The organism is Methanocorpusculum labreanum Z (assembly GCF_000015765.1).
GTDB classification, from domain to species: domain Archaea; phylum Halobacteriota; class Methanomicrobia; order Methanomicrobiales; family Methanocorpusculaceae; genus Methanocorpusculum; species Methanocorpusculum labreanum.
This window is the reverse complement of sequence record NC_008942.1, coordinates 923,528-945,978: the sequence shown is the minus strand read 5'-3', so window position 1 is coordinate 945,978 and position 22,451 is coordinate 923,528. Positions and strand designations below refer to the sequence as shown.

General features: G+C 47.5%; 21 protein-coding genes. 14 read left to right on the top strand and 7 right to left on the bottom strand.

Annotated elements, in window-relative coordinates; genetic code table 11:
- The first annotated feature begins 20 nt into the window (after nt 1-20).
- The 8 genes from MLAB_RS04990 to MLAB_RS09415 all read left to right on the top strand — a co-directional run bounded on the left by MLAB_RS04990 (nt 21) and on the right by MLAB_RS09415 (nt 9,141).
- The gene (locus MLAB_RS04990; RefSeq protein ID WP_011833320.1) at nt 21-314 is read left to right on the top strand and encodes a hypothetical protein; all 294 of its coding nucleotides are present in this window, start codon (nt 21-23) and stop codon (nt 312-314) included.
- 400 nt (nt 315-714) lie between these two features.
- Complete coding sequence (locus MLAB_RS04985; RefSeq protein ID WP_011833319.1) at nt 715-1,344, top strand: DUF4013 domain-containing protein; 630 nt, start codon at nt 715-717, stop codon at nt 1,342-1,344.
- A gap of 114 nt (nt 1,345-1,458) precedes the next feature.
- On the top strand, nt 1,459-2,142 hold the full coding sequence (locus tag MLAB_RS04980; protein WP_011833318.1) for a DUF4013 domain-containing protein: 684 nt from the start codon (nt 1,459-1,461) through the stop codon (nt 2,140-2,142).
- Nucleotides 2,143-2,450: 308 nt separating this feature from the next.
- Nucleotides 2,451-2,981, top strand: a complete 531-nt coding sequence (locus tag MLAB_RS04975; protein ID WP_143702776.1) for a nucleotide exchange factor GrpE — start codon at nt 2,451-2,453, stop codon at nt 2,979-2,981.
- A 15-nt stretch (nt 2,982-2,996) separates the two neighbouring features.
- Entirely contained in the window at nt 2,997-4,862 is a 1,866-nt protein-coding gene (gene dnaK, locus MLAB_RS04970) for a molecular chaperone DnaK (protein ID WP_011833316.1), read from the top strand.
- A 26-nt stretch (nt 4,863-4,888) separates the two neighbouring features.
- Nucleotides 4,889-6,022: a molecular chaperone DnaJ gene (gene dnaJ / locus MLAB_RS04965; RefSeq protein WP_011833315.1), complete on the top strand. Its 1,134-nt coding sequence runs from the start codon at nt 4,889-4,891 to the stop codon at nt 6,020-6,022.
- A gap of 330 nt (nt 6,023-6,352) precedes the next feature.
- Nucleotides 6,353-7,846, top strand: a complete 1,494-nt coding sequence (gene purH / locus MLAB_RS04960) for a bifunctional phosphoribosylaminoimidazolecarboxamide formyltransferase/IMP cyclohydrolase (RefSeq protein WP_011833314.1) — start codon at nt 6,353-6,355, stop codon at nt 7,844-7,846.
- 368 nt (nt 7,847-8,214) lie between these two features.
- Complete coding sequence (locus tag MLAB_RS09415) at nt 8,215-9,141, top strand: molybdopterin dinucleotide-binding region (RefSeq protein WP_011833313.1); 927 nt, start codon at nt 8,215-8,217, stop codon at nt 9,139-9,141.
- A gap of 46 nt (nt 9,142-9,187) precedes the next feature.
- On the opposite strand, the gene MLAB_RS04950 is transcribed toward MLAB_RS09415, so the two are convergent.
- Entirely contained in the window at nt 9,188-10,153 is a 966-nt protein-coding gene (locus tag MLAB_RS04950) for an EF-Tu/IF-2/RF-3 family GTPase (RefSeq protein WP_011833312.1), read from the bottom strand.
- A gap of 148 nt (nt 10,154-10,301) precedes the next feature.
- On the opposite strand from MLAB_RS04950, the gene MLAB_RS04945 reads away from it, so the two are divergent.
- Both MLAB_RS04945 and MLAB_RS04940 read left to right on the top strand, forming a co-directional pair.
- The gene (locus MLAB_RS04945) at nt 10,302-10,484 is read left to right on the top strand and encodes a hypothetical protein (protein WP_048062047.1); all 183 of its coding nucleotides are present in this window, start codon (nt 10,302-10,304) and stop codon (nt 10,482-10,484) included.
- Nucleotides 10,485-10,547: 63 nt separating this feature from the next.
- Complete coding sequence (locus MLAB_RS04940) at nt 10,548-11,225, top strand: 2,5-diamino-6-(ribosylamino)-4(3H)-pyrimidinone 5'-phosphate reductase (protein ID WP_011833311.1); 678 nt, start codon at nt 10,548-10,550, stop codon at nt 11,223-11,225.
- Nucleotides 11,226-11,228: 3 nt separating this feature from the next.
- On the opposite strand, the gene uvrC is transcribed toward MLAB_RS04940, so the two are convergent.
- A complete protein-coding gene (gene uvrC, locus MLAB_RS04935; RefSeq protein WP_011833310.1) occupies nt 11,229-12,791 on the bottom strand; it encodes an excinuclease ABC subunit UvrC in 1,563 nt (520 codons plus the stop codon).
- 73 nt (nt 12,792-12,864) lie between these two features.
- Between uvrC and MLAB_RS04930 the strand changes: the two genes are divergently transcribed.
- Complete coding sequence (locus MLAB_RS04930; RefSeq protein ID WP_048062046.1) at nt 12,865-13,062, top strand: hypothetical protein; 198 nt, start codon at nt 12,865-12,867, stop codon at nt 13,060-13,062.
- A 17-nt stretch (nt 13,063-13,079) separates the two neighbouring features.
- Here the strand turns inward: MLAB_RS04930 and MLAB_RS04925 are convergent, their stop codons facing one another.
- The 4 genes from MLAB_RS04925 to MLAB_RS04910 are packed head-to-tail and all read right to left on the bottom strand — an operon-like array spanning nt 13,080 to nt 16,707.
- Nucleotides 13,080-14,810, bottom strand: coding sequence for a DUF2070 family protein (locus tag MLAB_RS04925; RefSeq protein WP_011833308.1), 1,731 nt, complete (start codon nt 14,808-14,810; stop codon nt 13,080-13,082).
- A gap of 1 nt (nt 14,811) precedes the next feature.
- Nucleotides 14,812-15,468 carry a diphthine--ammonia ligase gene (locus MLAB_RS04920; protein ID WP_011833305.1) on the bottom strand — a complete coding sequence of 219 codons (657 nt, stop codon included), beginning with the start codon at nt 15,466-15,468 and terminating at the stop codon, nt 14,812-14,814.
- Nucleotides 15,468-16,364: a PfkB family carbohydrate kinase gene (locus MLAB_RS04915; RefSeq protein ID WP_011833304.1), complete on the bottom strand. Its 897-nt coding sequence runs from the start codon at nt 16,362-16,364 to the stop codon at nt 15,468-15,470. Before MLAB_RS04915 ends, MLAB_RS04920 begins: the two co-directional genes overlap by 1 nt.
- Nucleotides 16,348-16,707, bottom strand: a complete 360-nt coding sequence (locus MLAB_RS04910; RefSeq protein WP_011833303.1) for a DUF555 domain-containing protein — start codon at nt 16,705-16,707, stop codon at nt 16,348-16,350. Before MLAB_RS04910 ends, MLAB_RS04915 begins: the two co-directional genes overlap by 17 nt.
- A 128-nt stretch (nt 16,708-16,835) precedes the next feature.
- Here MLAB_RS04910 and MLAB_RS04905 point away from each other — a divergent pair, with 128 nt between their 5' ends.
- Both MLAB_RS04905 and MLAB_RS04900 read left to right on the top strand, forming a co-directional pair.
- Complete coding sequence (locus MLAB_RS04905) at nt 16,836-17,075, top strand: 5-formyltetrahydrofolate cyclo-ligase (protein ID WP_245525955.1); 240 nt, start codon at nt 16,836-16,838, stop codon at nt 17,073-17,075.
- Nucleotides 17,076-17,547: 472 nt separating this feature from the next.
- A complete protein-coding gene (locus MLAB_RS04900; RefSeq protein ID WP_048062044.1) occupies nt 17,548-20,802 on the top strand; it encodes a hypothetical protein in 3,255 nt (1,084 codons plus the stop codon).
- 9 nt (nt 20,803-20,811) lie between these two features.
- On the opposite strand, the gene MLAB_RS04895 is transcribed toward MLAB_RS04900, so the two are convergent.
- Nucleotides 20,812-21,498, bottom strand: coding sequence for a 3'-5' exonuclease (locus MLAB_RS04895; protein ID WP_011833300.1), 687 nt, complete (start codon nt 21,496-21,498; stop codon nt 20,812-20,814).
- Nucleotides 21,499-22,075: 577 nt separating this feature from the next.
- Between MLAB_RS04895 and MLAB_RS04890 the strand changes: the two genes are divergently transcribed.
- A complete protein-coding gene (locus MLAB_RS04890; protein WP_011833299.1) occupies nt 22,076-22,405 on the top strand; it encodes a nucleotidyltransferase family protein in 330 nt (109 codons plus the stop codon).
- Nucleotides 22,406-22,451 lie beyond the last annotated feature (46 nt).

Below are 22,451 nucleotides of genomic sequence, written 5' to 3'. Positions count from 1 at the left end.
ACGGCAAGGAGTTACTAATTATGGCTAACGAAAACGGACTGCCGACCACCTCCTACGGGAAAGTTGTCACCGGCGAAAAAAGTATGATTCTGGGAATTGTCCTCTGGTTCTTCCTTGGAGGCATCGGACTTGCATATGCAGGACGCGTAGGACTTGGAATCGCTCTCTTCATCATAGAGCTCATCTGTGCATTTTTAGCATTTCTTATCATCCCCGGTATCATTGCGATCATCGTCTGGATTGTTGCTCTTTATCTGACCTATAAGGCAATCAAAGAGAACAACGAACTCTGGGCCAAGCACCTGACAAGCTAAGAGAATTTTTCCTTTTCTTTTCATAAAGCAGATGGGGTGTTTTCCCCATTCTGCCGGCATCATTTTTTTGCAGTATGTTGTTTTTCGTTTCGACGTCCTGCCTAAGTATTTTCAATGATCTTAATCCAGTTCATTGGCGCGTGAACGGGAGAAACCGGGCATTTTGCTAGGTTTTTACCAGTATCCTTGGATCATACCAAAGCGCGTTTTCTGCATTGTTCGTAAACCTAACCAGTTTCGCAGTGTATTCTCATGTACAATTCCCTCATTTCGGGCTCAATTTACCCTTTCACGTTGAAAAATCCAGGCATATTGTTTAACATTTTAGATACGTTAAGAGTGACTTTATATAGTAGAAAGTTCTTCTATAAACTATCTCAAAAAAGGAGATGGTATTATTATGTCAATTGGAATTGGAGAAAATTTATCCGGATCTTTTGGTTATGCAAAAGATAAACTCTTTGGGAGTATTGGGAACTGGATCCTTCTGATCATCCTGACCATTATCCCGATCGTCAACTTCATCGCAATGGGTACCTATCTGAAGGTATACCGCGGCGAGGACCCGAAAGTAGAAAACATCGGCAAATCGTTTGTTGACGGTCTTCTCATCCTCATCATCGTTTTCCTCTACATGCTCATCCCGACCATCGTCTTACTGATTCTTGGAGGGGGCGCAATCTTTGCAGCCGGTTTAGGCGGACCTCAGGCTCTTATGGCAGGTCTTGGAATCGGCGTTCTTATTCTCTGCATCATCCTCTACATCCTGTTCGGTCTGATTATGACTCCGGCAATCGTCAGCTTTGCCCGCGGTGGATTTGGTGATGCCTTCAAATTCGGTCAGCTCTTTGCAATGATCGGCAAAGCCGGCTGGCTTAAGTACATCTTATCCATCATCATTCTCGGTATTATCTTTGGTATCATCGGTCTTCTTGGCGCGATTCCATTCGTCGGCTGGATCATCATGATCATCATCTATCCGTTCCTTATCGTTTGGGGCAGCAAGTTCTGGGCAAACCTGTTCGAGTAAGATACCAAACATTTTTTTTCTTTTTTTATTAGTGACGTGCTCAGTTCCAGACGCGAATTGTTTTATATCACTGCATCCTTCATGTATCTATCTCATTCATGAGAGGGAATTATTATGTCAATAGGAATTGGAGAAAATTTAACCGCGTCTTTCGGGTTTACAAAGGAAAAACTCGGGGGCAATATCGGGACCTGGCTGATCCTCTCGATCCTGAACATCATCCCGATCGTCAACTGGATCGTCTACGGAGCGTACGTCAAAGTACTGCGTGGCGGTGATCCGGATCTCAACAATATGGGTAAGTCCTTCGTCGACGGACTTCTTGCACTGATCATCGGTCTCATCTACATGATCATTCCGATCATTTTGATCGTTCTAGTCTCAGTCGGCATGTTTACCGTAAGTTCGGTTGCTACAATAACGCCGATGTCGTCAATGTCTCCTATGTCTCAGGTCATGCCAGTAGTTACAACTGGTGCGGGTTTTGCCCTTATGTTCGGTCTGATCATACTCTGCATCATCGTGGCATTCCTGTTCGCTCTGTTTGCAAAACCGGCCGTGGTGAACTTTGCGCGAAACGGATTCGGCGCTGCGTTCAGGTTCGGAGAAATATTCAGAATGATCAGCAAAGCCGGCTGGCTCAAGTACATCCTTTCGCTCATCCTCTTCTGGTTCATCTTTGGTGCGATCATTCTCGTCTGCTTGATGATCCCGATCATCGGCTGGATCCTTCTGATCTTCATCATGCCGTTCCTGTATTGCTGGGGATCGAAGTATCTTGCAAATCTGTTCGAGTAAGAACAGAAAATCTACTTTTTTTAACTGTGTTCCCGGACAAATCCCATTGGAATTAGTTTATCAGTCTATAGTATCCCAAAAGGTATGAACTCTGTAAAGAGTCTAATCCGTTCAGGCCCCGATATCCGAAGGAAAACGGATAATTTCATTTCCGGTTCATTTTTTCATCTCAACGCGCCTTTTTCTCTTGAATCTTCGGGATTCTCTCTGATAGTGGGTACTTCTGCTGATATATGGGTGTGCAAACAAAACAAATATATAGAACTGCAATACAACAAATATGTGCAACAAGCGAAACAGGAAAAGCCATGGACAAACACACCGAGCCTGCGGAGGTCAAAAACGTTGACGCTTCGAAGGCAGAAACCCAAAACCCGGATGAGAATCCCGTTCCTGAAACCACTGTTGTTGACGAACTCACAAAAAAATACGATGAACTCAATGACAAACATCTTCGTCTCGCAGCCGAATTCGAAAATTACAAGAAGCGTGCCAAACGCGATCAGGAAAGTGCTGTCAGATATGCAAACGAGAAGTTTGCGCTTGACATCATCGACGTCCTCGACAACTTCGAACGTGCTCTGAAAAGCGATGACGAAAATCTTCGTGACGGATTAGAGCAGATCCACAAACTGTATCTCTCCATCCTTTCGAGAAACGGCATCGAACCAATGAAAATCACGGGAACAACATTCGACCCCGCATTCCATGAAGCGGTCGCCTGCATCCCCGCAGACGCTCCCGAGGGTGCGATCATCGACGTCGCCGTTCCCGGATACATGATCCGCGACAAGGTGCTTCGTCACGCAAAAGTGGCCGTAGCGAAGAAAAAAGAATAATAAAAGGTACTAAAAATGGCATCAAACAAAGTAATCGGAATTGATCTTGGAACCACCAACTCCTGCCTTGCGATTATGGAAGGCGGAAGCCCGATCGTCATCGCGAACGCAGAAGGATTCAGAACAACCCCGTCTGTCGTCGGCTTCTCCAAAGAAGGCGAAAGACTTGTTGGAAACGTTGCAAAACGTCAGGCGATCATCAACCCCACGAGAACTGTAAGCTCGATCAAACGGTACATGGGTACCGACCACCCGACCGAGATCGACGGTAAGAAATACTCTCCTCAGGAGATCTCTGCAATGATCCTGCAGAAACTCAAGATGGATGCAGAGGCATATCTTGGAGAAAAAGTCGACAAAGCCGTCATCACGGTCCCTGCCTACTTCAACGACGCCCAGCGTCAGGCAACCAAGGATGCAGGAAAGATCGCCGGGCTGGAAGTCCTTCGTATCATCAACGAGCCGACGGCCTCGGCGCTTGCATACGGTCTCGACAAAGAAAACGAAGTCACCGTCCTTGTATACGATCTGGGCGGAGGAACATTCGATGTCTCCATCCTTACCCTTGACGACGGACTCTTCGAAGTTAAATCGACCGCAGGTAACAACCGTCTCGGCGGCGACGACTTCGATGCACGCATCGTCGATTTCCTTGCAGACGAGTTCAAGAAGAAGGAAGGCGTCGACCTGAGAAAGGACCCGGTAGCCCACCAGAGACTGAAGGATGCCGCAGAGAAAGCAAAGATCGAACTTTCCTCCCTCCAGAAGGCAAACATCAACCTCCCGTACATCACCGCGACCTCCGACGGACCCAAACACCTTGATGTCGACCTGACCCGTGCAAAGTTCGAGCAGCTCATCAGCGACCTTGTCCAGAAGACCGTCGAACCCGTCAAACAGGCATTAAAGGATGCAGGCCTCAGCGCCTCCGACATCAACCACGTCCTCCTTGTCGGCGGATCGACCCGTGTTCCGGTCGTCATTGAGACGGTTCGAAACCTCCTCGGTAAAGAGCCTGACAAGACCCTCAACCCGGACGAGTGTGTCGCACTCGGTGCAGCCGTTCAGGGAGCCGTCCTCACCGGCGAAGCAAAGGATGTTGTCCTTCTTGATGTCACCCCGTTAACTCTCGGTATCGAGACACTCGGCGGTATTGCCACCAAACTCATCGAGAGAAACACGACCATCCCAACCAGAAAGAGTCAGATCTTCTCGACCGCTGCAGACAACCAGACCTCTGTAGAGATCCATGTTGTCCAGGGAGAGCGTCAGTTCGCCCGCGACAACTTCAGCCTCGGCAGATTCCAGCTCACCGGCATTCCGTCGGCCCCCCGCGGCATGCCGCAGATCGAAGTCACCTTCGATATCGATGCAAATGGTATCGTTCATGTCTCCGCAAAGGATCTTGGAACCGGTCACGAGCAGTCGATGACCATCACCGGCAGAAAAGACCTCAAGGACGACGAGATCGAAAAGATGGTCAAGGACGCAAAACAGTTCGAGGAAGAGGACAAGAAACGCCGCGAAGAGATCGAACTCCGCAACAACGCCGACAACGCCGTCTACGCTGCAGAAAAACTCGTGAACGACAAAGAGACCGCAGACAAGATCGACGCCGAAGACAAGGAAAAGATCTCCTCCGGCGCAGCTGCTCTCAAAGAAGTCCTTGCAAAAGAGGATGCAGCCTCTGAAGAGATCAAAGAGAAGATGGACGCCCTTCAGGAAGTCGTCTTCGCCGCGACCTCCAAGATGTACCAGAAGATCCAGGAAGAACAGCAGGCGGCAGGCAATGCGGCCGGTTCCGGATGTGAAGGCAACTGTGACTCCTGCAAAACCGACGACAATGTCGTAGACGCAGACTACGAAGTCAAAAAGGACTAAACCTCCTTTTTTTGGGAATGTAGAAAATGGGTTCGGAATCGTACTATGATGTCTTAGGTTTGCCCCGTAATGCTACGGAGACAGACATTAAAAAAGCTTACCGAAACCTCGCCAAGAAGTATCACCCGGATGTCTGCAAGGATCCCGGGGCTGAGGAGAAGTTCAAGTCGATCAACGAGGCCTACGACGTTCTTTCTGATGAGACGAAACGCCGGCAGTATGATCAGCTCGGACATGATAATTTCACGAATGCATCGAAAGGGAACTATTCCGGTGCAGGAGGTGCAGGATTCAATGCGGACTTCTCGGGATTCGGAGACATCTTCGATTTCTTCGGCGGAGGGGGACGCAGACAGAGCGGGCCGCGCGAAGGCGACGATATGCTGATGCGTATCCAGATCACGCTCGAAGAGGCAGTGTTTGGAACGCAAAAAGAGATCGAAGTCATGCATACGGAGAGCTGTCCGGACTGCGATGGTACCGGCAGTGCAACGAAAAAGACCACCACATGCAGCAAATGCGGCGGCACTGGTCAGATCAAACAGGTGAAAAATTCCATCTTTGGTCAGATGGTCACCCAGTCGACCTGTCCGACCTGCGGCGGCAGAGGAAAAATTCCCGAGACGCCGTGTAAGAAATGCAACGGAACGGGACGAACCAAAGTCCGCCGTCAGGTGACGGTGAATGTTCCGGCAGGCATCGACAGCGGCATGCGTCTGCGCATGGAAGGATACGGCGAGGCAGGAGATTACGGAGCGAGAAACGGCGATCTGTACATCGAAGTCTATGTCGTGGCAAATCCGAAGTTCGACCGCGAGGACGACAATCTGATCACGCAGTACGAGATTTCCCCGGCACAGGCGGTTCTCGGATGCGAGGTGGAGATCGAGACGATCGACAGAAAGAAGGTCATGCTCAAGGTCCCGGCAGGAATCGCCTACGGGACCCGTCTCAGGATCGCCGGCGAAGGTGTTCGAAGACGCGGCAACTATGGAAATCTGCTGGTCAGAATCGTGATCGCCACGCCAAAGAAGGTCTCTTCGGCTGAAAGAGAGCTGTATGAAAAGCTTCTCAAGGCCGAAGGAAATGCCGGTTCTTCCTCATCTTCCAAGGATGATGAGAAGGAAGGCCGCAGCAAAAAGCGCGGGATCTTTAAGTAAGCGAGGGTTGAGTGAAGGTCCCCTTCACTCCACCCGAAGCGGGGAGCAAATCTTTGATTTGCGACCAAGTGAGGATGGATCTTCACACAGCCCCGAGAAGGAAAAACCCTCACTCCATCTGAAGCGAGTGTTTCCCCGTACGCTCCCCTCGTGAAGCGGAAATCCTGCCCTCACAATATACATGTAAACACCCCCGGACCGGGGCTCTCTGCAAGGGCCGAATACTCCGAATCGACCCCGGTTCTCTCACTGATTTTTTGATAGGTTTATCACACATTCTTAGGGGGAAGTGCTACCCTTAATTAACCCTCGCGTCCATAGTAATAGATAATGACTCTTGCACTTCTGTCAGTCTGGGACAAGACCGGGATCCTTGATCTCGCCCGTGCCCTGGTTGCAAAAAACATTGGAATCCTAAGTTCAGGCGGAACGGCAAAGGCTCTGCGTGAAGCGGGCATTCCTGCAAAAGACGTTTCAGAATACACGCAGTTTCCCGAGATGATGGACGGGCGTGTAAAGACCCTTCACCCGAAGGTCCACGGCGGTCTTCTTGGTCGCAGAGGCATCGATGACGATGTTATGAAGGCCCACTTCATTGAACCGATCGACATCCTTTGCGTCAATCTGTATCCGTTCGAGGAGATGTCCAAGAAAAATCTCCCGTTAGAGGAGCTCATCGAGTTCATCGATATCGGCGGCCCGGCGATGATCCGTGCGGCATCCAAGAACTACAAGGATGTTGCTGTTTTGACCGATCCTTCCGATTATCCTATGGCGATCGAAGCGATCAAAACCGGCGGCTTCACTTCAGAGCAGAAACTTCGTCTTGCGACCAAGGCATTCACTCGAACAGCCGCATACGATGCTGCGATCTCTAATTATCTCAATGGAATCGACAAGGAGTTCCCGGATGTCTACACCATGCAGTTTGGCAACGGCAGAAAACTCAGATACGGAGAGAACCCTCACCAGAAAGCAGCCGTCTACGGTACATCCGGCATCGCCGGTCAGGTCGCTCTGCAGGGCAAAGAGATGTCCTACAACAACTACCTCGATGTCCACGCCGCGGTCAGTCTCTGCAGAGAACTCCCGGGTTTTGCGACCGTAATCGTAAAACACAACAATCCGTGCGGGGTTGCTCTTGGGAAAAACCAGCTCGAATCATACATCAAGGCGCGGGATGTCGACCCAGTCTCGGCTTACGGTTCCATCGTAGCTATGAGCACGCCTGTCGATACCGATATCGCCAAGGAGATCTGTTCAACCTTCGTCGAGGTCCTGATCGCTCCGTCGTTCAGCGACGAGGCACGCGAGATGATGAAGAAAAAGGAGAACATGCGTCTCTTAATTCTCCCGCCAGCTGAGCCTGCCGATGAGATCCGCACGATCGACGGCGGTATTCTCGTCCAGAGAACCCCTGCCTACACCGAGGACTGGAAGGTCGTTTCCAAGCGTGCTCCAACCCCGGACGAGGTCGAGGCACTCAAACTCGCCTGGAAGGTGGTTGAATACGCAAAGAGTAATGCCATCATCTACGCGAACAAAACCGAGACGGTCGGTATCGGTGTCGGTCAGATGAACCGTGTCGATTCAGCAAAACTGGCCATTCAGAAAGCTGCCGAGTTCGGCAGAACGATGCAGGGAACCGTGATTGCCTCCGATGCCTTCCTGCCGTTTTCAGACACGCTGGAAGTGGCGGCTGCCGCGGGAGCGACGGCACTCATCCAGCCCGGCGGCTCGATCCGTGATGATGAAGTGCTTGCAAAGGCCGATGAACTCGGTATCGCGATGGTGTTCACCGGCGTCCGTCACTTCAGACATTAAATATTGCTTTTTACGGGGATCTTTTCCCCTGCTTTTTTGGTTACTGTAAGTAATTTACTATGGCCGAATCGTGTTGTTTGTTCCTCAATTATTATGCGAGGTCGGGGAAGAAATGTTTCAATTTCGTCTCTATTTCCTATTTTGACAAAGGGATAGTCATATCTGAATATTGCCGGAAAAAAGGGTTAAACAGACCCAAACTTCGGCTGAATCAACTGTTTTGCTATCGAATTATATGGAAAACGGACATTATCATCGGTTGTTTTCCTATCGGAGCAAATTCAACGGTTATATTACTATGAATTTCCCATATCTTCGGATGAAATATTATCGGGAACGAACGTTTCGGTAATAGAATGGAGAATATCATGGAAGAAGGGAAATGCCCTATATGTGGACAACATTGTTATATACATGCAAGAGCCGGGAGTAATGTTCCCACATACAAATGTGATTTCTGTTTTGCCTATGAACTTGCAGATGAGGATATCCCTCTGGCCCAAGAACATAAGGTGGTTCTTGCCGGATATCTGTTTGAAACCCGCAGCAGATCCCATTCGATACGGATCAATGCAGGTACCCTCCCCATTATACTCTCCGATTCCCGTATTCCAAAAACTCCCCTGCAGAAACTGGATAAACTTATTCTGTCGATTTACGATCTGGGATCGGGATTCAAGAACCATATCTCGAAACTGGCCAAATATCCCCCTGCAGTCGGCTATGCAGAAGATGCCGCCGAGTTCAATCTTATGGTCTCCACGCTGAACGATATCGGATATCTCCGGGAACGTCAGGCCCGTTTCGGCGAATACGACTGCGGGTATTTTATCACCATCGAGGGAATGAAATACGCTGAATCTCTTCTTTCGGGCAATACCCGGTCCACTACTGTCTTTGTCGCCATGCAGTGCACCGACGATCTCAAACCGGTGTATGAAAAGGGGGTCAAGGCCGCGTGCGATGTGTTTGGTCTTTCCATCTCTATCGTCGATACAACAGAAAACAAGGAAAACATTGCGGATAAAATCATTGCCGGCATCAAAACCAGCCGTTTTGTTATCGCAGACTTCACCAATAATGCTCTCGGTGTCTATTATGAAGCTGGGTATGCTAAAGGACTCGGGCGCGAAGTAATCAAAACCTGCAGAAAGGCGTGGTTTGAAGAGGAAAAAGACGGGAAACGGGTAAATCGGCTCTACTTCGATATGGAACGCGACAATCTCATTTTATGGCAGGATGAAAAGGATCTGAAGAGGAAGCTCGAGGATCGTATCCGTGCAGTGCTTCTCTAAACGGCGTTCAAAAAAATTATTTTTTTCAAAAAAATTCAGAAAATATTCAGGGCAGTTTGATCGTCCCGACGATCCGGAGTTTACCCCCGTCCAGATAATGGATCACTGCGGTGTCGCCCGGTTTGTAGACAAGCGGTGTCTCCATCTCGAGCGTCAGCTTCGGGGCATGCCAGTCCGATCCGTTCTCGACTTTTGTGATCCGTGCAGATAAGAACTGCATCCAGTGTCCAACGGATACGACCATCTGCTCTTTGATCTCGGACGGCCAGTATTTTACCAGACGTACATCACCGGTGACTGCCGTGGAGTTGGTCACTTTCGGGTCGGTAGTAAGAACGAAGCCTCTGTCAAGTTCCTCGGCATCGATATCTTTCAAGGCACAGCCGACACGGTCGCCGGCATACGCCCAGGCGAAGTCGTCGTCATGCTTCTGGACCGATCTGATCTGAGCGGTTTTGCCCAGCGGCTCGACCCGCATCTTGTCGTGTTTTTTGATCCATCCGTCCGCAACGCATCCAAGGATGACGGTTCCAATACCCCGCACATTGAAGTGGTGATCGATCGGGACCGATCCGACTGCTCCTTCCTTCGGCTCGATATCGGGCTGGTTTGCCGCCCGTTCAAGAAGTTCGGCTGAAAGTCCGATGAAATCCTCTTCCATGATCTTGTAGGATTCAAGCACCGTTCCTTTGGTCAAAGGAGCGATCTGATTGGGCTGGATATAATTTTTGAGAACGATCGTTCCGTTTTTGACACCTGCGCAGTCCAGCATCAGGATCCACTCGGCAAGCATCGGCGTGATCTCCGAGACAACGACGATCGCCTCATGGGCCATTGAAACTACATAGAACAGCGGAGCGAGTCTGTCCGGATATCTGGTAGGCTCCAGGAATGTTACGGTATCGTGACCTTTTTTCAGATTGTAGAAGGTGATATCAGTACTGGTTCCTTTTTTCCCGAGATCGCGGGCATATCCGTTAGGAGCCAGAACGGCGACGGTTAAGTTCGGCATGGTTATACTCATTGGTGTTTTCGCATCATTATATTTATGGGTTTTATCCTCCGCTTTCCCTCCCCACTCAGTACACTCAGCCAAAAAACACCAATTTTCCGATAAAAATCCCACAACATTTATCTCTTCATCATGCACATTATCAGATATGAAAAATGTGAAAACGTCAGTTGATGGAGATATTCTTACAATTACGGTCGATCTTTCCCAGGAAGTCGGACCCTCATCCTCAGGCAAGACCATTATCATTGGATCAAGCATGGGAAACAAACCCATTGACCGCAAGCACCCCGATGTCCGCGTTGGTGTAAACGTTTATAAAAAGATCTAAGACGTTACGATCTATTCTCTTTTCAATGATCCGTCTACGTCTGCGTGTCTGTAAGGTAACTGTATGCGTCCGTATGTGATAATCAACGCAGCCATGAGCGCTGACGGGAAACTCGCCACCCGGGAAAGGAAACAGACCAAAATATCCGGTCATGATGACTTTTTGCGGGTGGACCGTCTTCGTGCCGATTCGGACGCGATAATGGTGGGTATAGGAACCGTCCTCTCCGACGATCCCTCTCTTCGCCTCAAAAGCGAGGAGCATGCCGGCATGCGAAAAGCAAACGGCAAGGATCCGCATCCGATGCGGGTCGTTATCGACAGCACGGCAAAAATGCCCGCTGACGGCGATATGTTCAAAAAAGGACTTGGCCGCGTGGTGATTTTCGTCTCTGAAAAGGCGCAAAAGGAAAAGTGCGATGCTCTGAGAGAAAAAGCGACCGTGATCTCTGCCGGCCGCGACTCTGTCGATCTGGAAATCGTTTTGGACGAACTCTCAAAACTCGGCGTCGAAAAACTCATGGTCGAGGGGGGGTCGACCCTTCTCTGGTCCTTTATGAGCAGCGGTCTCTTTGATGAAATACGCATATACATCGGAGCGCTGATCATCGGCGGGAAAGATGCTCCGACCTTTGCCGACGGACAGGGCTTCACGGATCCTGACGATTTCACCCGTCTCACGCTCAAAGATATCGAGCGGATCGATGACGGCGTCCTGCTGACCTGGGTAAAAAAGGCGTGAATATTATTTTACCAGCCGCTTTTTCCGAAGCAGCCGGTTATACGTAACAGCAAATCTGTGGGCCTCGTCCCGTATCTCCTGAAGGTACATGTTTGCCTTCGTTTTTTTGCCGAACGGCAGCGGGAAAGGTACTCCCGATACGAATACTTCTTCTTCCGCTTTCGCAAGCGAGATGAGCGGGATGTCGGCATCCAGTTCATCAATGATCCGCTTGGCTGACGAGAGCTGCCCTTTCCCTCCGTCGATCACGATAAGATCGGGCAGAGGTTTTTCCTCTTCGATCAGGCGGCTGTATCTGCGGTGGACGACCTCGGCCATCGAAGCGAAGTCGTCGATCCCGTCGACCGTTTTGATTTTGAACCGCCGGTAGTTTCTCTTATCCGGTCTGCCGGCTCTAAACTGGACCATGGAGGCGACCGTATCGGTCCCTGAAAGGTGCGAGATATCGAAACACTCGATCACGTTCGGCGGGGTCTTGAGATGAAGGGCCGCCTGCAGCTCCATGACCTTTATTTCATCACCGAAGTGTACCGTCTCGATATTTTTTCCCGCAAGTTCGAGCAGTTTCTTCTTGGCTCCCTGTTTCGGGACGGTGATTTTGACAACATGTCCTGCAAGAGTTCCAAGATACGCGGCGAGTGCTTCGTCCAGCTCCTCCTCGACGATTATTTCTTTTGGAGCCGGATTTTCATCGGTGTAATATCTGGCGACGAACTCTTCGAAAAATCCGTCGGAGGCATCGAAAATGAACTCGTCCCTGCCGCCGAGCGTTCCTTTGTAGACATGGAAAACCATCAGATACACCGTTCCGTCAACAACACGGTAGGCGATGACATCCTCGTCATGATCGGTTTTTCTGGCAACATACTGACGCGAAGAGAGATTTTCGACCGCGGTGATCATGTCCCGGCAGAGAAGGGCCGCCTCGAACTCCATGTCCTTTGAATACTCAGCCATCTCCTCTTCGAGTTTGGCAGTGATCTCTTTTGTGCTCCCTTTCAGCACTTCTGCAGCGTATGAACACTGTTTTGCGTATTCATCGACGGAGACGTGTGCCCCGCAGGGCCCTGTGCAGTTTCCTATATGATATCGAAGGCACGGACGGTTCTTCGGCATATTTTTACAGGACCTGAGTCTGAAGGTTTTTTTCACGACCGAAAGCACATAGTCCCGCTCCTTTGCCGAGACGAATGGCCCGAAAAACTGCCCGTTCCCGCGTGTGTTTCTCGCAATGGTGATACGCGGATACGGCTCTTTCGTGAGTTCGATGTACGCGTAGGATTTTGCATCCTTGAGGTCGATGTTGTACTTCGGGAGGTGATGTTTTATGAGCGTATTTTCCAGAAGATATGCCTCTTCATCGGTCGCCGTGATAATATACTCGACCGAACGGATCGCTGCCACCAGTTTTTGGGTCTTTGGATCGTGATCCTTTTTCTGAAAATAGGAAGAGACGCGTTTTCGCAGATCTTTTGCTTTGCCGACGTAGATAATCGTCCCTTCGCTGTTTTTGTATAAATAGCAGCCCGGCGAATGGGGAATGTCGGCAAGATCGAAGGGGGGCATTTTCGGCAGGTTAATGTATGGGGGTGAATGTATCTTTAATCATATGGTTGTTCCTTGTTTAACCTGTCTGCATATGGATTCTCATGAATATACCTACGACAAAGAGCGGGATTTTTACAACTATCGTATCACCTGCAAACTGGGTGTTGTTCTTCCCGATCCCATGCCGAAATCAGGATTCACCTGCGATAAATATGAAAACAAGCTCGCATCGATGCCGAGGATCAGAAGAAGTTCCTGTGCGATCGATGTCGAACCTGCAGAAAAATAATTTTTTTCTTTTTTTCTTTACAGCACGATCATGCAGACGACCATGATCAGCAGAAATGCCGTGGTCAGCAGAAGTGTCGAGAGGGGGAGCAGGTTTGTCACGATGGCGTTTACCGTCGAAGTCAGCTGAACGATCCTTGAGGGACCGAACACTTCTACCTCCTCGCACATGTTGGTGGCGGCGCCTCCCGATGCCGTGGAGAGATCTTCGACCGCCTTTAAGACCGCTTCTGCGACATACGGGATGATTTCGCTTGGTGAAACTGCATCACCGATCGGGTTTCTGCCGGAGACCGAGTTCACCACATGCGAATCGGTGGTCAGGATCTCGACCTCGTCAATCCCGAGTCCCAGGACCGCGTTCTGCAGGATCTCTCTGACGCCCAAGTGAACATTGTTCCCGTCAAACAGGACATACGCCGTTTTTACGCCGCCGACCTCGGTCACCATCGCAATGATTCCCATGTCGGCGAATCCTTCGCCTCGTCCGAAAGGCGGGATGACCTGTGCCGCTCCAACACAGAACGGCAGCATCTCGGCATCCAGCATTTTGTTCATCGCCTCGTCCGCTCCGGAGATGAACTCGTTTCCGGTTTTGGTCGAGGGGTAAATGATGTTGGTGACCGCCGTCATACAGTTGTGGGCATCAACGAATCCGATATTTTCGTATCTTCCTTTACTCTCTCCCATGACGATCCGGCCGATCGAGTAGTCCATATCCTCCGTCATCTCGGGAGATCGTGTCGTGATCATCAGAAGAGAGTCGCCGAATCTCTGCGAAAGGATTGAAACCGTGCCAAAACTCGTTCGCACCGGGCGGCTTGCAAGTCCCGTATACGTGACCGAATCCAGACTTTCGCGGATCGCTTTTGTTATGCTTTTTGTTTCGCGGTTGGAGATCAGGTTCAGATCATGACTTGCGCATCCGTGGGAAACGAGTACGACCGCATCGTCGGCAAAAACATCGTGCAGGATCTTCGGGAAATTACTGCCGCCGATCTCAGCCATCGGACCCGGGTGCAGGTTCGGGATGACGAACCAGACATCCGGTTTGCCGGCACGCTTGAAGAAGAACGTCGTTTCCGGGACCGAGACATACTCGCTGATGTGATGGAAATACTCCTCCATGTCGTTTGATCCGTTCGTCAGATGGGCAAGGAATGCATTGACGAAGTGCATCGCACCGACCCCGCTCGTCCGTTTCATCGGCAGATCGAACAGTAGTAAAAATACGATGACACCTACTGAGAATACCACGATCGAAACGACGACCGGAATGATGAATCCCGGACCGAAGTACCAGACTCCAACGATCGCTCCCGCGAATGTCTGGATGGCGGCCGGCGCATACATCCGCCCGAACCGGTAATCCGCTACGGCGGCGAGAACCACGAGCCTGATCGCGAGGATGAATCCGACGCCGAAGACATAGGCAAAGCCTACGCCAAGGAACAGAGCGGTGATCATCCACAGAAGCATGAATACTTCTGACGCGAGTGCCAAAAGGCCGGACCGGTTCCATGTGAACTCCTGTCGGGCGGTCGCGCTTACGAATGGTTTGGTGAGGATCAGCGCAGCGACGCCGGGGATCGAGAAGGCAAATCCAAACCACCAGATCTTGCCGGTGAAGAGAAACCCTACTCCGTCGGCGATTAGGCCGAGTAGGATTATCAATCCAAGAGACAATCCCCATTTCGGTGCATCGAAGAGATATTTGGTCAATGATTCGGTTTTTACTTCGCGTTTCATGTTACCAGAACCTCTCGATCATGACTTCGCCGCGAAGGCCTTCATAGCTGAACTTCATCTCGGAACAATGTATCGGCTCTGAAAAGCAGGGTGCATTCAGCACGAGCGATTCATACTCCCCGCCCTCTCCGGCGAGATGGATCCGTCTGGATTTATGGACGGCAAGCAGAACATCGATCAGTTTTTCATCGATCTTTTTCCCGAGCACGTTGTCGCCGAGCCCGTCAGCGGCGCAGACGACGATTACAGCATCGAGACGGGACGCCACTTCGTGCATAAGAGTGAGAGGGTCCATTTTCCAGAGCGGAGCAAAAAGCTTCAGACCAAGCCGGTCACAGACCGCGGCGACTCTCGACCGCTGATACTCGGATTCGATAGCCCCGACGATGATTCCCTCGACACCGAGATCCGCAAGACCCTTTTCAAGGTCTTCGACCTCCTGTTCCTTGACGCCTTTCGATCGTATTTCCACATACTCGGCCCCGCAGCGGGCCGCCATTACGGGGACCGCCTTGAGATTTGCCGAGTGGAACATGTACGACTCGGTATTTTCCGGAACGACCGTGACCAGATGTGTGACCTGCATGCCGGCGTCGATCGCTTTTTGTACCGCAAGGATCGAGTCCTTCCCTCCCGAAGTCAGTGCTGCCCAGCTCATTACGGCTCCAGTTTTCCAAACGCGGTTTTGTAGCGTTCTGCCATCCGTTTCCAGTCGGGAAGGTTGGTCTGCGTCCCGATCATTTCCACGACAAACGACGAGGTGACTGCGCCGATCTTTGCGCAGGTGACCGGGTCATATCCCTTTTTCCATGCGGTGAAAAACCCTGCCCGGTATGCATCTCCTGCGCCGGTCGGATCCTTTGCTTCGACAAAAACCGCCGGAATCTGTTCGGTTTTTCCATCGAAGTAGAGACTGCTGCCTGCTTTTCCATGAGTGATGATGGTAAACGGCACCGAATCGAGAATGTCTTTTTCGCTGCAGGAAAGGGTCTCTTTTATGATATCTATCTCATAATTGTTGCAGATGAGCATGTCGATCTCGCCAAGAAGGGTTGTGAGATCGTCGGCAGTATAGTATTTTACGTCCTGGCCCGGATCGAGCGAGGCAAACTCCGCCTGTTTTGCGATATTGATATTGAAGGCGGCGTCTCCGGTGGCCATATGGACAAACTCGCATTTCGGCGGGGTTGCCCGGGCAAAGGCTTCGCCGGCCCCCCATTCGAAGTAGGTCACCTGGTCTCCGGCGGCATTGTTCACCATGAACGCGGTCGAACTGTTTTTTTCACTTTGAAACACCGTCGTTTTCACGCCGAGTTCTTCCAGATATTTTTCATATTCACTGCCCGGGAAGTCACATCCGACCGCACAGATGAGTTCGGCCTGACCCCCGAGTCTTGCGATGCCTGCTGCGATGTTTGCCGCCCCGCCGCCGAAGTATATCCTGCGTTCCGAGACCCTTCTTGATTCGCCGATAGGGGGATACTCATCCACCGTTATGATGTAATCTACGCAGAGATGCCCGGAGACCGAGATCATTTCACTCGGCAATTTCATCACCTTCGATAAGTTCTACGGAATAGGTCGAAAGAGACACGTCACGCAGTGCTCTGCCTATCACCGATTTGGCAATGTGTACTGCGTGCTCCGGGTTTTCGGCTTTGAAGACCTTCATGGAAAGAAGAAGACCAACGAGGCCCGTTCTCGCGATCACCAGAGCGGTATTGATCTCTTTTCCACAGTATGGACAGGGCATGTTCATCACATCCACGTCAACAAATTTTGCTGACGGGTGAAGACGTTTTCCTGCTTCACTCACGGCTATTCCAATGGCATCCTGAACGGACTCAACATCTTTTACCGTCCATCCTGCCTCCAGCGTCACTCGATAATCCGACATTTTCAACTCGTTGTGTTCTGTATTATTTGTTGGTATAAGATAATGGTATTTGCGGGTTGACGACGAAGTAAACGACCTTTGATGATCAGGTTGATCAGATTGAAGGTGTGCGGATCAGAGATGATTGTGTGAACTGCCTTCTGGAAGAAGGGAAAACCTTCGTCGTCCCGAGGGTGGGGTTCGACCGAAAGGGTCACAGGCTGGGATATGGTGCGGGATACTATGACCGCTTTTTTGCGAGCCATCCGGCTATCCCAAGGATTGGGATGGCGTATGCCTGTCAGGAGGTCGACTTGATCCCGATGGAAGCATACGACGCCCGGATGGATTATGTCGTGACCGAGGATGAGGTCATAAACTGCAGGTAAGTTAGGTTTCGTTTTTTGGGTGTACTTCGATTTCGTGTATGGGATTCTTTTTTATGGGCGCATTCTCGCAAGGCATTTGCCTTGCTCAGCTGAGGTCGACCGCTTTCAGCGTCCACCCCGCTCATCACACGAAATGCACGAAAAACACACGAAAACACGAAAAGAAAAATATCCATTGGACGGACTCCATGTAGTACCCTCCCCCGTCCCCCACACCAAATCCACCAACACGCAAACCTTCGGTTTGCTCGGCTGAGGTCGGCCGCTTTCAGCGTCCAACCCGCCAACGAAATTCACGAAAAGGGGGGACAGGGGCGGAGAAAAGAATCTCTTTTCTGATTTTTGGGTGCGGGGACGCGACTTCGGCGCGGAGCGTCCCGCGGTGGAGAGATCCTATTTTTTGGATTAAGAAGATATTTTATCTCATTTTTGTGGAATCACATTTATCGTCTTATGCACAAATGAAATATATGTGACATCTCCCGAAACATTAAACAATATACTATATAATACTGTATATAGGAAACTTAAACAGGCAGTTTACTATAATTCCGACCTCTTCTTAAAAAAGAAACTTGCTTTGTATGAATATGATTCTGCAGAGAAAGACAAGCTCCTTAAAATATTCGAATGTATAACAGCACCTGAAATCTCAATTTCAGATGAATTAAAGAAAGTTATTGATGACTGGATAAATCAAATTTCATTTTATGTTCTTCCCAAATCAGTTTCACCGTATCGTAATAAAGAAGCAATAAAGAATGCTGAGAATACCGAGATTTATGGACTCTCAAATGTAGTTTCTTCTGAAATTTATTACTGGCATGGTCTTAATTATTATATTGACATGCCGATCCCGCTTCATATGCTGGATGTCCTCTGGATTATGAAGGTTGGAGCATACCTTGATGAGGAACTAGGTGATTGTTGTTTTGGAAATCGTGTTCATGAAAATCTTTGTGAAAGAAAAAACAAAGATACGAGCAGTCATCTGATGAAAATTTATGGCAAACAATATGCCTTTTGGCAAAATAAGGCATTAGATTTTGCAAATAAAGCTATAGAAAATAATGAAATAGTAGATATTCTTACCCTTGATTTCAAGCAATTCTATTATCATATTGAAGGTGATTTTGGGGAGATTGAGGCACATATCACCAAAAAATCAGAAGAAGCAACTTTCAAAGGCAATTTACAAACAAACTTGTTTTTAACTAACATCCTGTTACGGATTCATGAGAAATACTTCGAGATAGTTAAGAATTATATCTCAGTTACAAACCGTACTATTAAAGACAGAGAAATAAATAAATTTCTGCCAATAGGTCTATTTTCATCGGGAATTTTAGCTAATTGGCATCTCAAAGAATTTGATAAGGCAGTAATAAAGGATGTCTCTCCAAGATATTACGGGAGATATGTTGATGATTGTATTTTCGTATTTGCCCGAACGCAATATAACACAAAAGATAAAGTAAATGATAATGATTCACCTTCAAAAGAGGAAATAATCAAAAAATATCTTGTAGATAGCGGACTTATATCCGAACCAAAAACGCGAGATGTACAACTTACATTAAATTATAAAATTTCTGAAATTAGCGGTGATAAAGAATACAGATTAAATGATAGCAGATTTACAAATTCACGCATTGCGGTCCAAAATAACAAAGTAATGCTTTATCATGTAGATCCAAACCACTCTACGGCAATATTGAGATTATTTAAGAAAAAAATTAAAGAAAATGTTAGTGTGTTTCAATATTTGCCGGAAGAGTCAATTATTGACACACAAGACACAGGAATGCATCAATTAGTGTTTTCTGATGGTTCAACAAACAAACTGCGTAATCTACAGAAATTAGTGATTGACGATTCGAAACTAGCCATTGTTCTCTCAAAACAGATATCACATATCTCTCTGTGCAGCAAACCGATTGAAAAAATAGGGGCACTCACAAAAAACATGTTCAATGATTTGCGGGGAAATAACTATCTCACCTATATGCGTGTATGGGAAAAGATGTTTAGTATCTTGTTGTTTTCCAAAAAACAAGAGCAGGAGGATGAATTATTTGCCGTGAGTGGTGAACTTTTAGAGCACATTGCCCATCTTAAACCATCAAGTGATTTCAATCCTGTGAATAAGGACGGAAAGGAGGAAATAAATAAAAGTGAAAAAATGATCTTGGATGAATTGTCCAATAACATTCAGGATACTTTACAAAAATATCTTCTATACTCTATGTTTCAACCTCTCGCCCTCTTTGACGGGGATAGTCGGGATAAATTTGCGAAGAAAATATCTTCAATTCTGAAAAAATATCTCCAATCAACTCATAACGAATTCTCCGAAGCTCTCATTATAAAATATATCATTGATTCATTTCGTGCCACGAATCTTTTTCCGCAACATTATGTGATATATCCACTACTCAACTATCTGGAAAATTATGATGGAGATTTATTTGATGTTGATGTATTCAATACGGATTCTTTAAACTTTTTAGAATTGGATAATCAAAAGCTGGATACAACTCCACGATTTATTCATCTTTACGAATATCAACTATTTTTTGCTTTGAAAAATCTCAAGAGTGAAAACCATCTTACTGAGTGTTCAAAGAGCACGTGTTCTACTAGTGATAGTCCATTATGTTGTTATTTGCAGAAAGCAAATTCTATTTTTGGCAAAAGGACGTATAATAATTGGGGCTCACAATATGATTCTCATGTTACGGTAACCCCATATCTCTGTATGGAATATGGGGAAAACCCCAATCCAGTCCATCCAACAAAAATAACGATATATTCTGATGACAAACCTCTGAAAAAAATTCGGGTTGGTCTTGTAAATCTTCGGATTACTGAGAAAAACTTGAGACAAAGTTTTGAACCATTGGAAATGCCCCCAAACATTTCTCTAGAGCGCTGGTTGTTAATCTCTCAGGCATTAAATTCGGCGGTCAAAGACAAATGTGATCTGGTGATATTCCCAGAATGTTCCATTCCAAATCGTTGGTTACCAAAATTGACGCATTGGTCAAAACAACATCAAATTGGGCTAGTATTTGGTCTTGAATATATCTATAATACAAAAAGCCCGGATACTTCACCATCGAACAATACCGGCAGTGAAAAATGTATCGCTTTCAATCTGACAACCGCTCTCCTTCCATTCCAGATAAATGATAAATATAAATCCTGTTGCGTATCCCTTAGAATCAAAAATCATTACGGTCCACAGGAAGAAAAAGAACTCAATATGTGTGGTTATTCTCTTCCGGATTTGGGAACCTCTACATATCATCTTTACAATTGGAGAGGGAATCAGTTTACAATCTATAATTGCTTTGAGCTTGCAGACATTCAGCACCGAGCTATATTTCGCTCCGAGTTAGACTTCCTGATTGCTTGTTCTGTGAATCGTGACGTGAATTATTTTATGGATATTCTTGAATCCGTTGTACGGGATATCCATTGTTATGTGATTTATTCAAACACGTCTGAATACGGATGTTCTAGGATCATTCAACCAAAGAAACACGAAGAAAGAAATATTGGTCAAATCGGAGGTGGTACAAACTGTACGCTTCTTGCAGGTGATTTGGATATTGATGCATTACGTAAATTCCAGTCCCATCAATATGATGAGACAGATAATAGCTTCAAACCTTTACCCCCCGGTTTCGATATTAAGAAGGTCATTGAACGTAGTGTTGAGTGAGAGTGAAAATCATACTCTCTCAATTTTGGAAATGTCTTGATTATATTTCTTAATTAGATCCGGGAGTTTACCCTCTGGATTGCCAGTTATCTCCTGTCCCCAATATTGTAATCCGGGAATTTTATATGCAAATAATTCTGATTTACCATAGACTCCGATAAGATTGATATATTCATCTAAATCATTTTGTTCCTGACACATCGCATCAAAAACGGCACATAATGCAACTACATCATCAATTGCCCTATGACTATTTTTCACTCCATCAAGACCATAATATGAAATTGCATCAGAGAGTCTGTGTGGTTGTGGTTTTCTATCCCTAAATACAGTTAAAGTATCAATGACACCCCACCCATTTGGAAATACATAACGGTGTCGAGATAGCATCTCCTGAATAAAACGGAGATCAAACTGAGCATTATGTGTCACTAAAAGGACACGCCCGGGACTTTTCAGCATCATAGCAAACATCCATGCAATTTCTTCTTCGGGATGTCCCTTCAGTTCTAATATCTCTGGTGTGATCCCAGTCATTTCTTGGACATTTTCAGGATAACAAATGTCATTCGGAAGCGAGATGTATTCATCCATCACTGATTTATTACCGTATTTATCGAATTTGATTGCTGCTAATTCAGTTATCCGATCTATTTTTGGATTTAAACCGGTAGTTTCCGTGTCCACTATAAGCATATGAGAATATGTTTTAAAAATATTCGAGATAATTGAGAATAATTGATTGGATTGCATGAATTATACTTAGATTCAAATACAACGTTGTTGGATTTAAGGTTGGTTATGTTTTGTGTTGATATGCATAGGTCTTCCCAATAAAATCTTTGAAAAATGAATCATCTTATTCGAATCAAAAAAGAAGATTCCCCGCCGCGTCGGGCTCCACGCCGGAGTCGCTCTCCCGCACCCCCAGAAATAAGTAAAAAGAGATGCTGTTTTTTTCTTTAATCGATGTGAATTTCATGAATATATTTTTGGGTGCGGAGCCGCGACTCCGGCTCGGAGCGGCTCGCGGTGTGACATCCTATTTTCGCGCCGATTCGCGGTTGGTTTATCTCATGTATCCACACTCATTTCATACATGAATTTGACACACGTTCCCGCAAAAAAAAGAATCCCCGCCGTGAGCCGCTTCACGCCCGGATCAAAAATCCTTCAACTTGTTCAGCTGAGTCCGTCCACTTTCAGCGTCAACCTCGCCCATAACAGGCAAAACCTCATTACATGCGAAGGACAAATACTCAGATATTAATCAATGTCAGAATATGTAAGCATCAAAAACCGCGTTCTTACACAACTGTCCGCATCTCTTTCAACTCTCCAGACAGCGTATGGCATTGAGTTCCTCGCTCTCTTCGGTTCAGTCGCACGCGGGGAAGATACACCTTACAGTGACATTGACCTCCTGTATACATTCAAACCGGAATTCGACACATTCGACAATTATCTTGCTCTCGCTGAGTATCTTGAATCGATCCTGGAACGCAAAGTCGACCTTGTCTCCTTTGAATATCTCAAACCGCGTATTCGCTCCAACATACAAAAAGACGTCATCTTCTGCGGTACAGGAAAAGCTGCCGTATGAAAACACCGGATATTCTCACATATTTAGATGACATCTGCGAACAATC

What these genes read in the sequence shown, in the direction of transcription:
- MLAB_RS04990 (WP_011833320.1), top strand. Translation starts at nt 21, where the DNA reads ATGGCTAACGAAAACGGACTGCCGACCACCTCCTACGGGAAAGTTGTC.
- MLAB_RS04985 (WP_011833319.1), top strand. Translation starts at nt 715, where the DNA reads ATGTCAATTGGAATTGGAGAAAATTTATCCGGATCTTTTGGTTATGCA.
- MLAB_RS04980 (WP_011833318.1), top strand. Translation starts at nt 1,459, where the DNA reads ATGTCAATAGGAATTGGAGAAAATTTAACCGCGTCTTTCGGGTTTACA.
- MLAB_RS04975 (WP_143702776.1), top strand. Translation starts at nt 2,451, where the DNA reads ATGGACAAACACACCGAGCCTGCGGAGGTCAAAAACGTTGACGCTTCG.
- dnaK (WP_011833316.1), top strand. Translation starts at nt 2,997, where the DNA reads ATGGCATCAAACAAAGTAATCGGAATTGATCTTGGAACCACCAACTCC.
- dnaJ (WP_011833315.1), top strand. Translation starts at nt 4,889, where the DNA reads ATGGGTTCGGAATCGTACTATGATGTCTTAGGTTTGCCCCGTAATGCT.
- purH (WP_011833314.1), top strand. Translation starts at nt 6,353, where the DNA reads ATGACTCTTGCACTTCTGTCAGTCTGGGACAAGACCGGGATCCTTGAT.
- MLAB_RS09415 (WP_011833313.1), top strand. Translation starts at nt 8,215, where the DNA reads ATGGAAGAAGGGAAATGCCCTATATGTGGACAACATTGTTATATACAT.
- MLAB_RS04950 (WP_011833312.1), bottom strand. Translation starts at nt 10,153, where the DNA reads ATGCCGAACTTAACCGTCGCCGTTCTGGCTCCTAACGGATATGCCCGC.
- MLAB_RS04945 (WP_048062047.1), top strand. Translation starts at nt 10,302, where the DNA reads ATGAAAAATGTGAAAACGTCAGTTGATGGAGATATTCTTACAATTACG.
- MLAB_RS04940 (WP_011833311.1), top strand. Translation starts at nt 10,548, where the DNA reads ATGCGTCCGTATGTGATAATCAACGCAGCCATGAGCGCTGACGGGAAA.
- uvrC (WP_011833310.1), bottom strand. Translation starts at nt 12,791, where the DNA reads ATGCCCCCCTTCGATCTTGCCGACATTCCCCATTCGCCGGGCTGCTAT.
- MLAB_RS04930 (WP_048062046.1), top strand. Translation starts at nt 12,865, where the DNA reads ATGGATTCTCATGAATATACCTACGACAAAGAGCGGGATTTTTACAAC.
- MLAB_RS04925 (WP_011833308.1), bottom strand. Translation starts at nt 14,810, where the DNA reads ATGAAACGCGAAGTAAAAACCGAATCATTGACCAAATATCTCTTCGAT.
- MLAB_RS04920 (WP_011833305.1), bottom strand. Translation starts at nt 15,468, where the DNA reads ATGAGCTGGGCAGCACTGACTTCGGGAGGGAAGGACTCGATCCTTGCG.
- MLAB_RS04915 (WP_011833304.1), bottom strand. Translation starts at nt 16,364, where the DNA reads ATGAAATTGCCGAGTGAAATGATCTCGGTCTCCGGGCATCTCTGCGTA.
- MLAB_RS04910 (WP_011833303.1), bottom strand. Translation starts at nt 16,707, where the DNA reads ATGTCGGATTATCGAGTGACGCTGGAGGCAGGATGGACGGTAAAAGAT.
- MLAB_RS04895 (WP_011833300.1), bottom strand. Translation starts at nt 21,498, where the DNA reads ATGCTTATAGTGGACACGGAAACTACCGGTTTAAATCCAAAAATAGAT.
- MLAB_RS04890 (WP_011833299.1), top strand. Translation starts at nt 22,076, where the DNA reads ATGTCAGAATATGTAAGCATCAAAAACCGCGTTCTTACACAACTGTCC.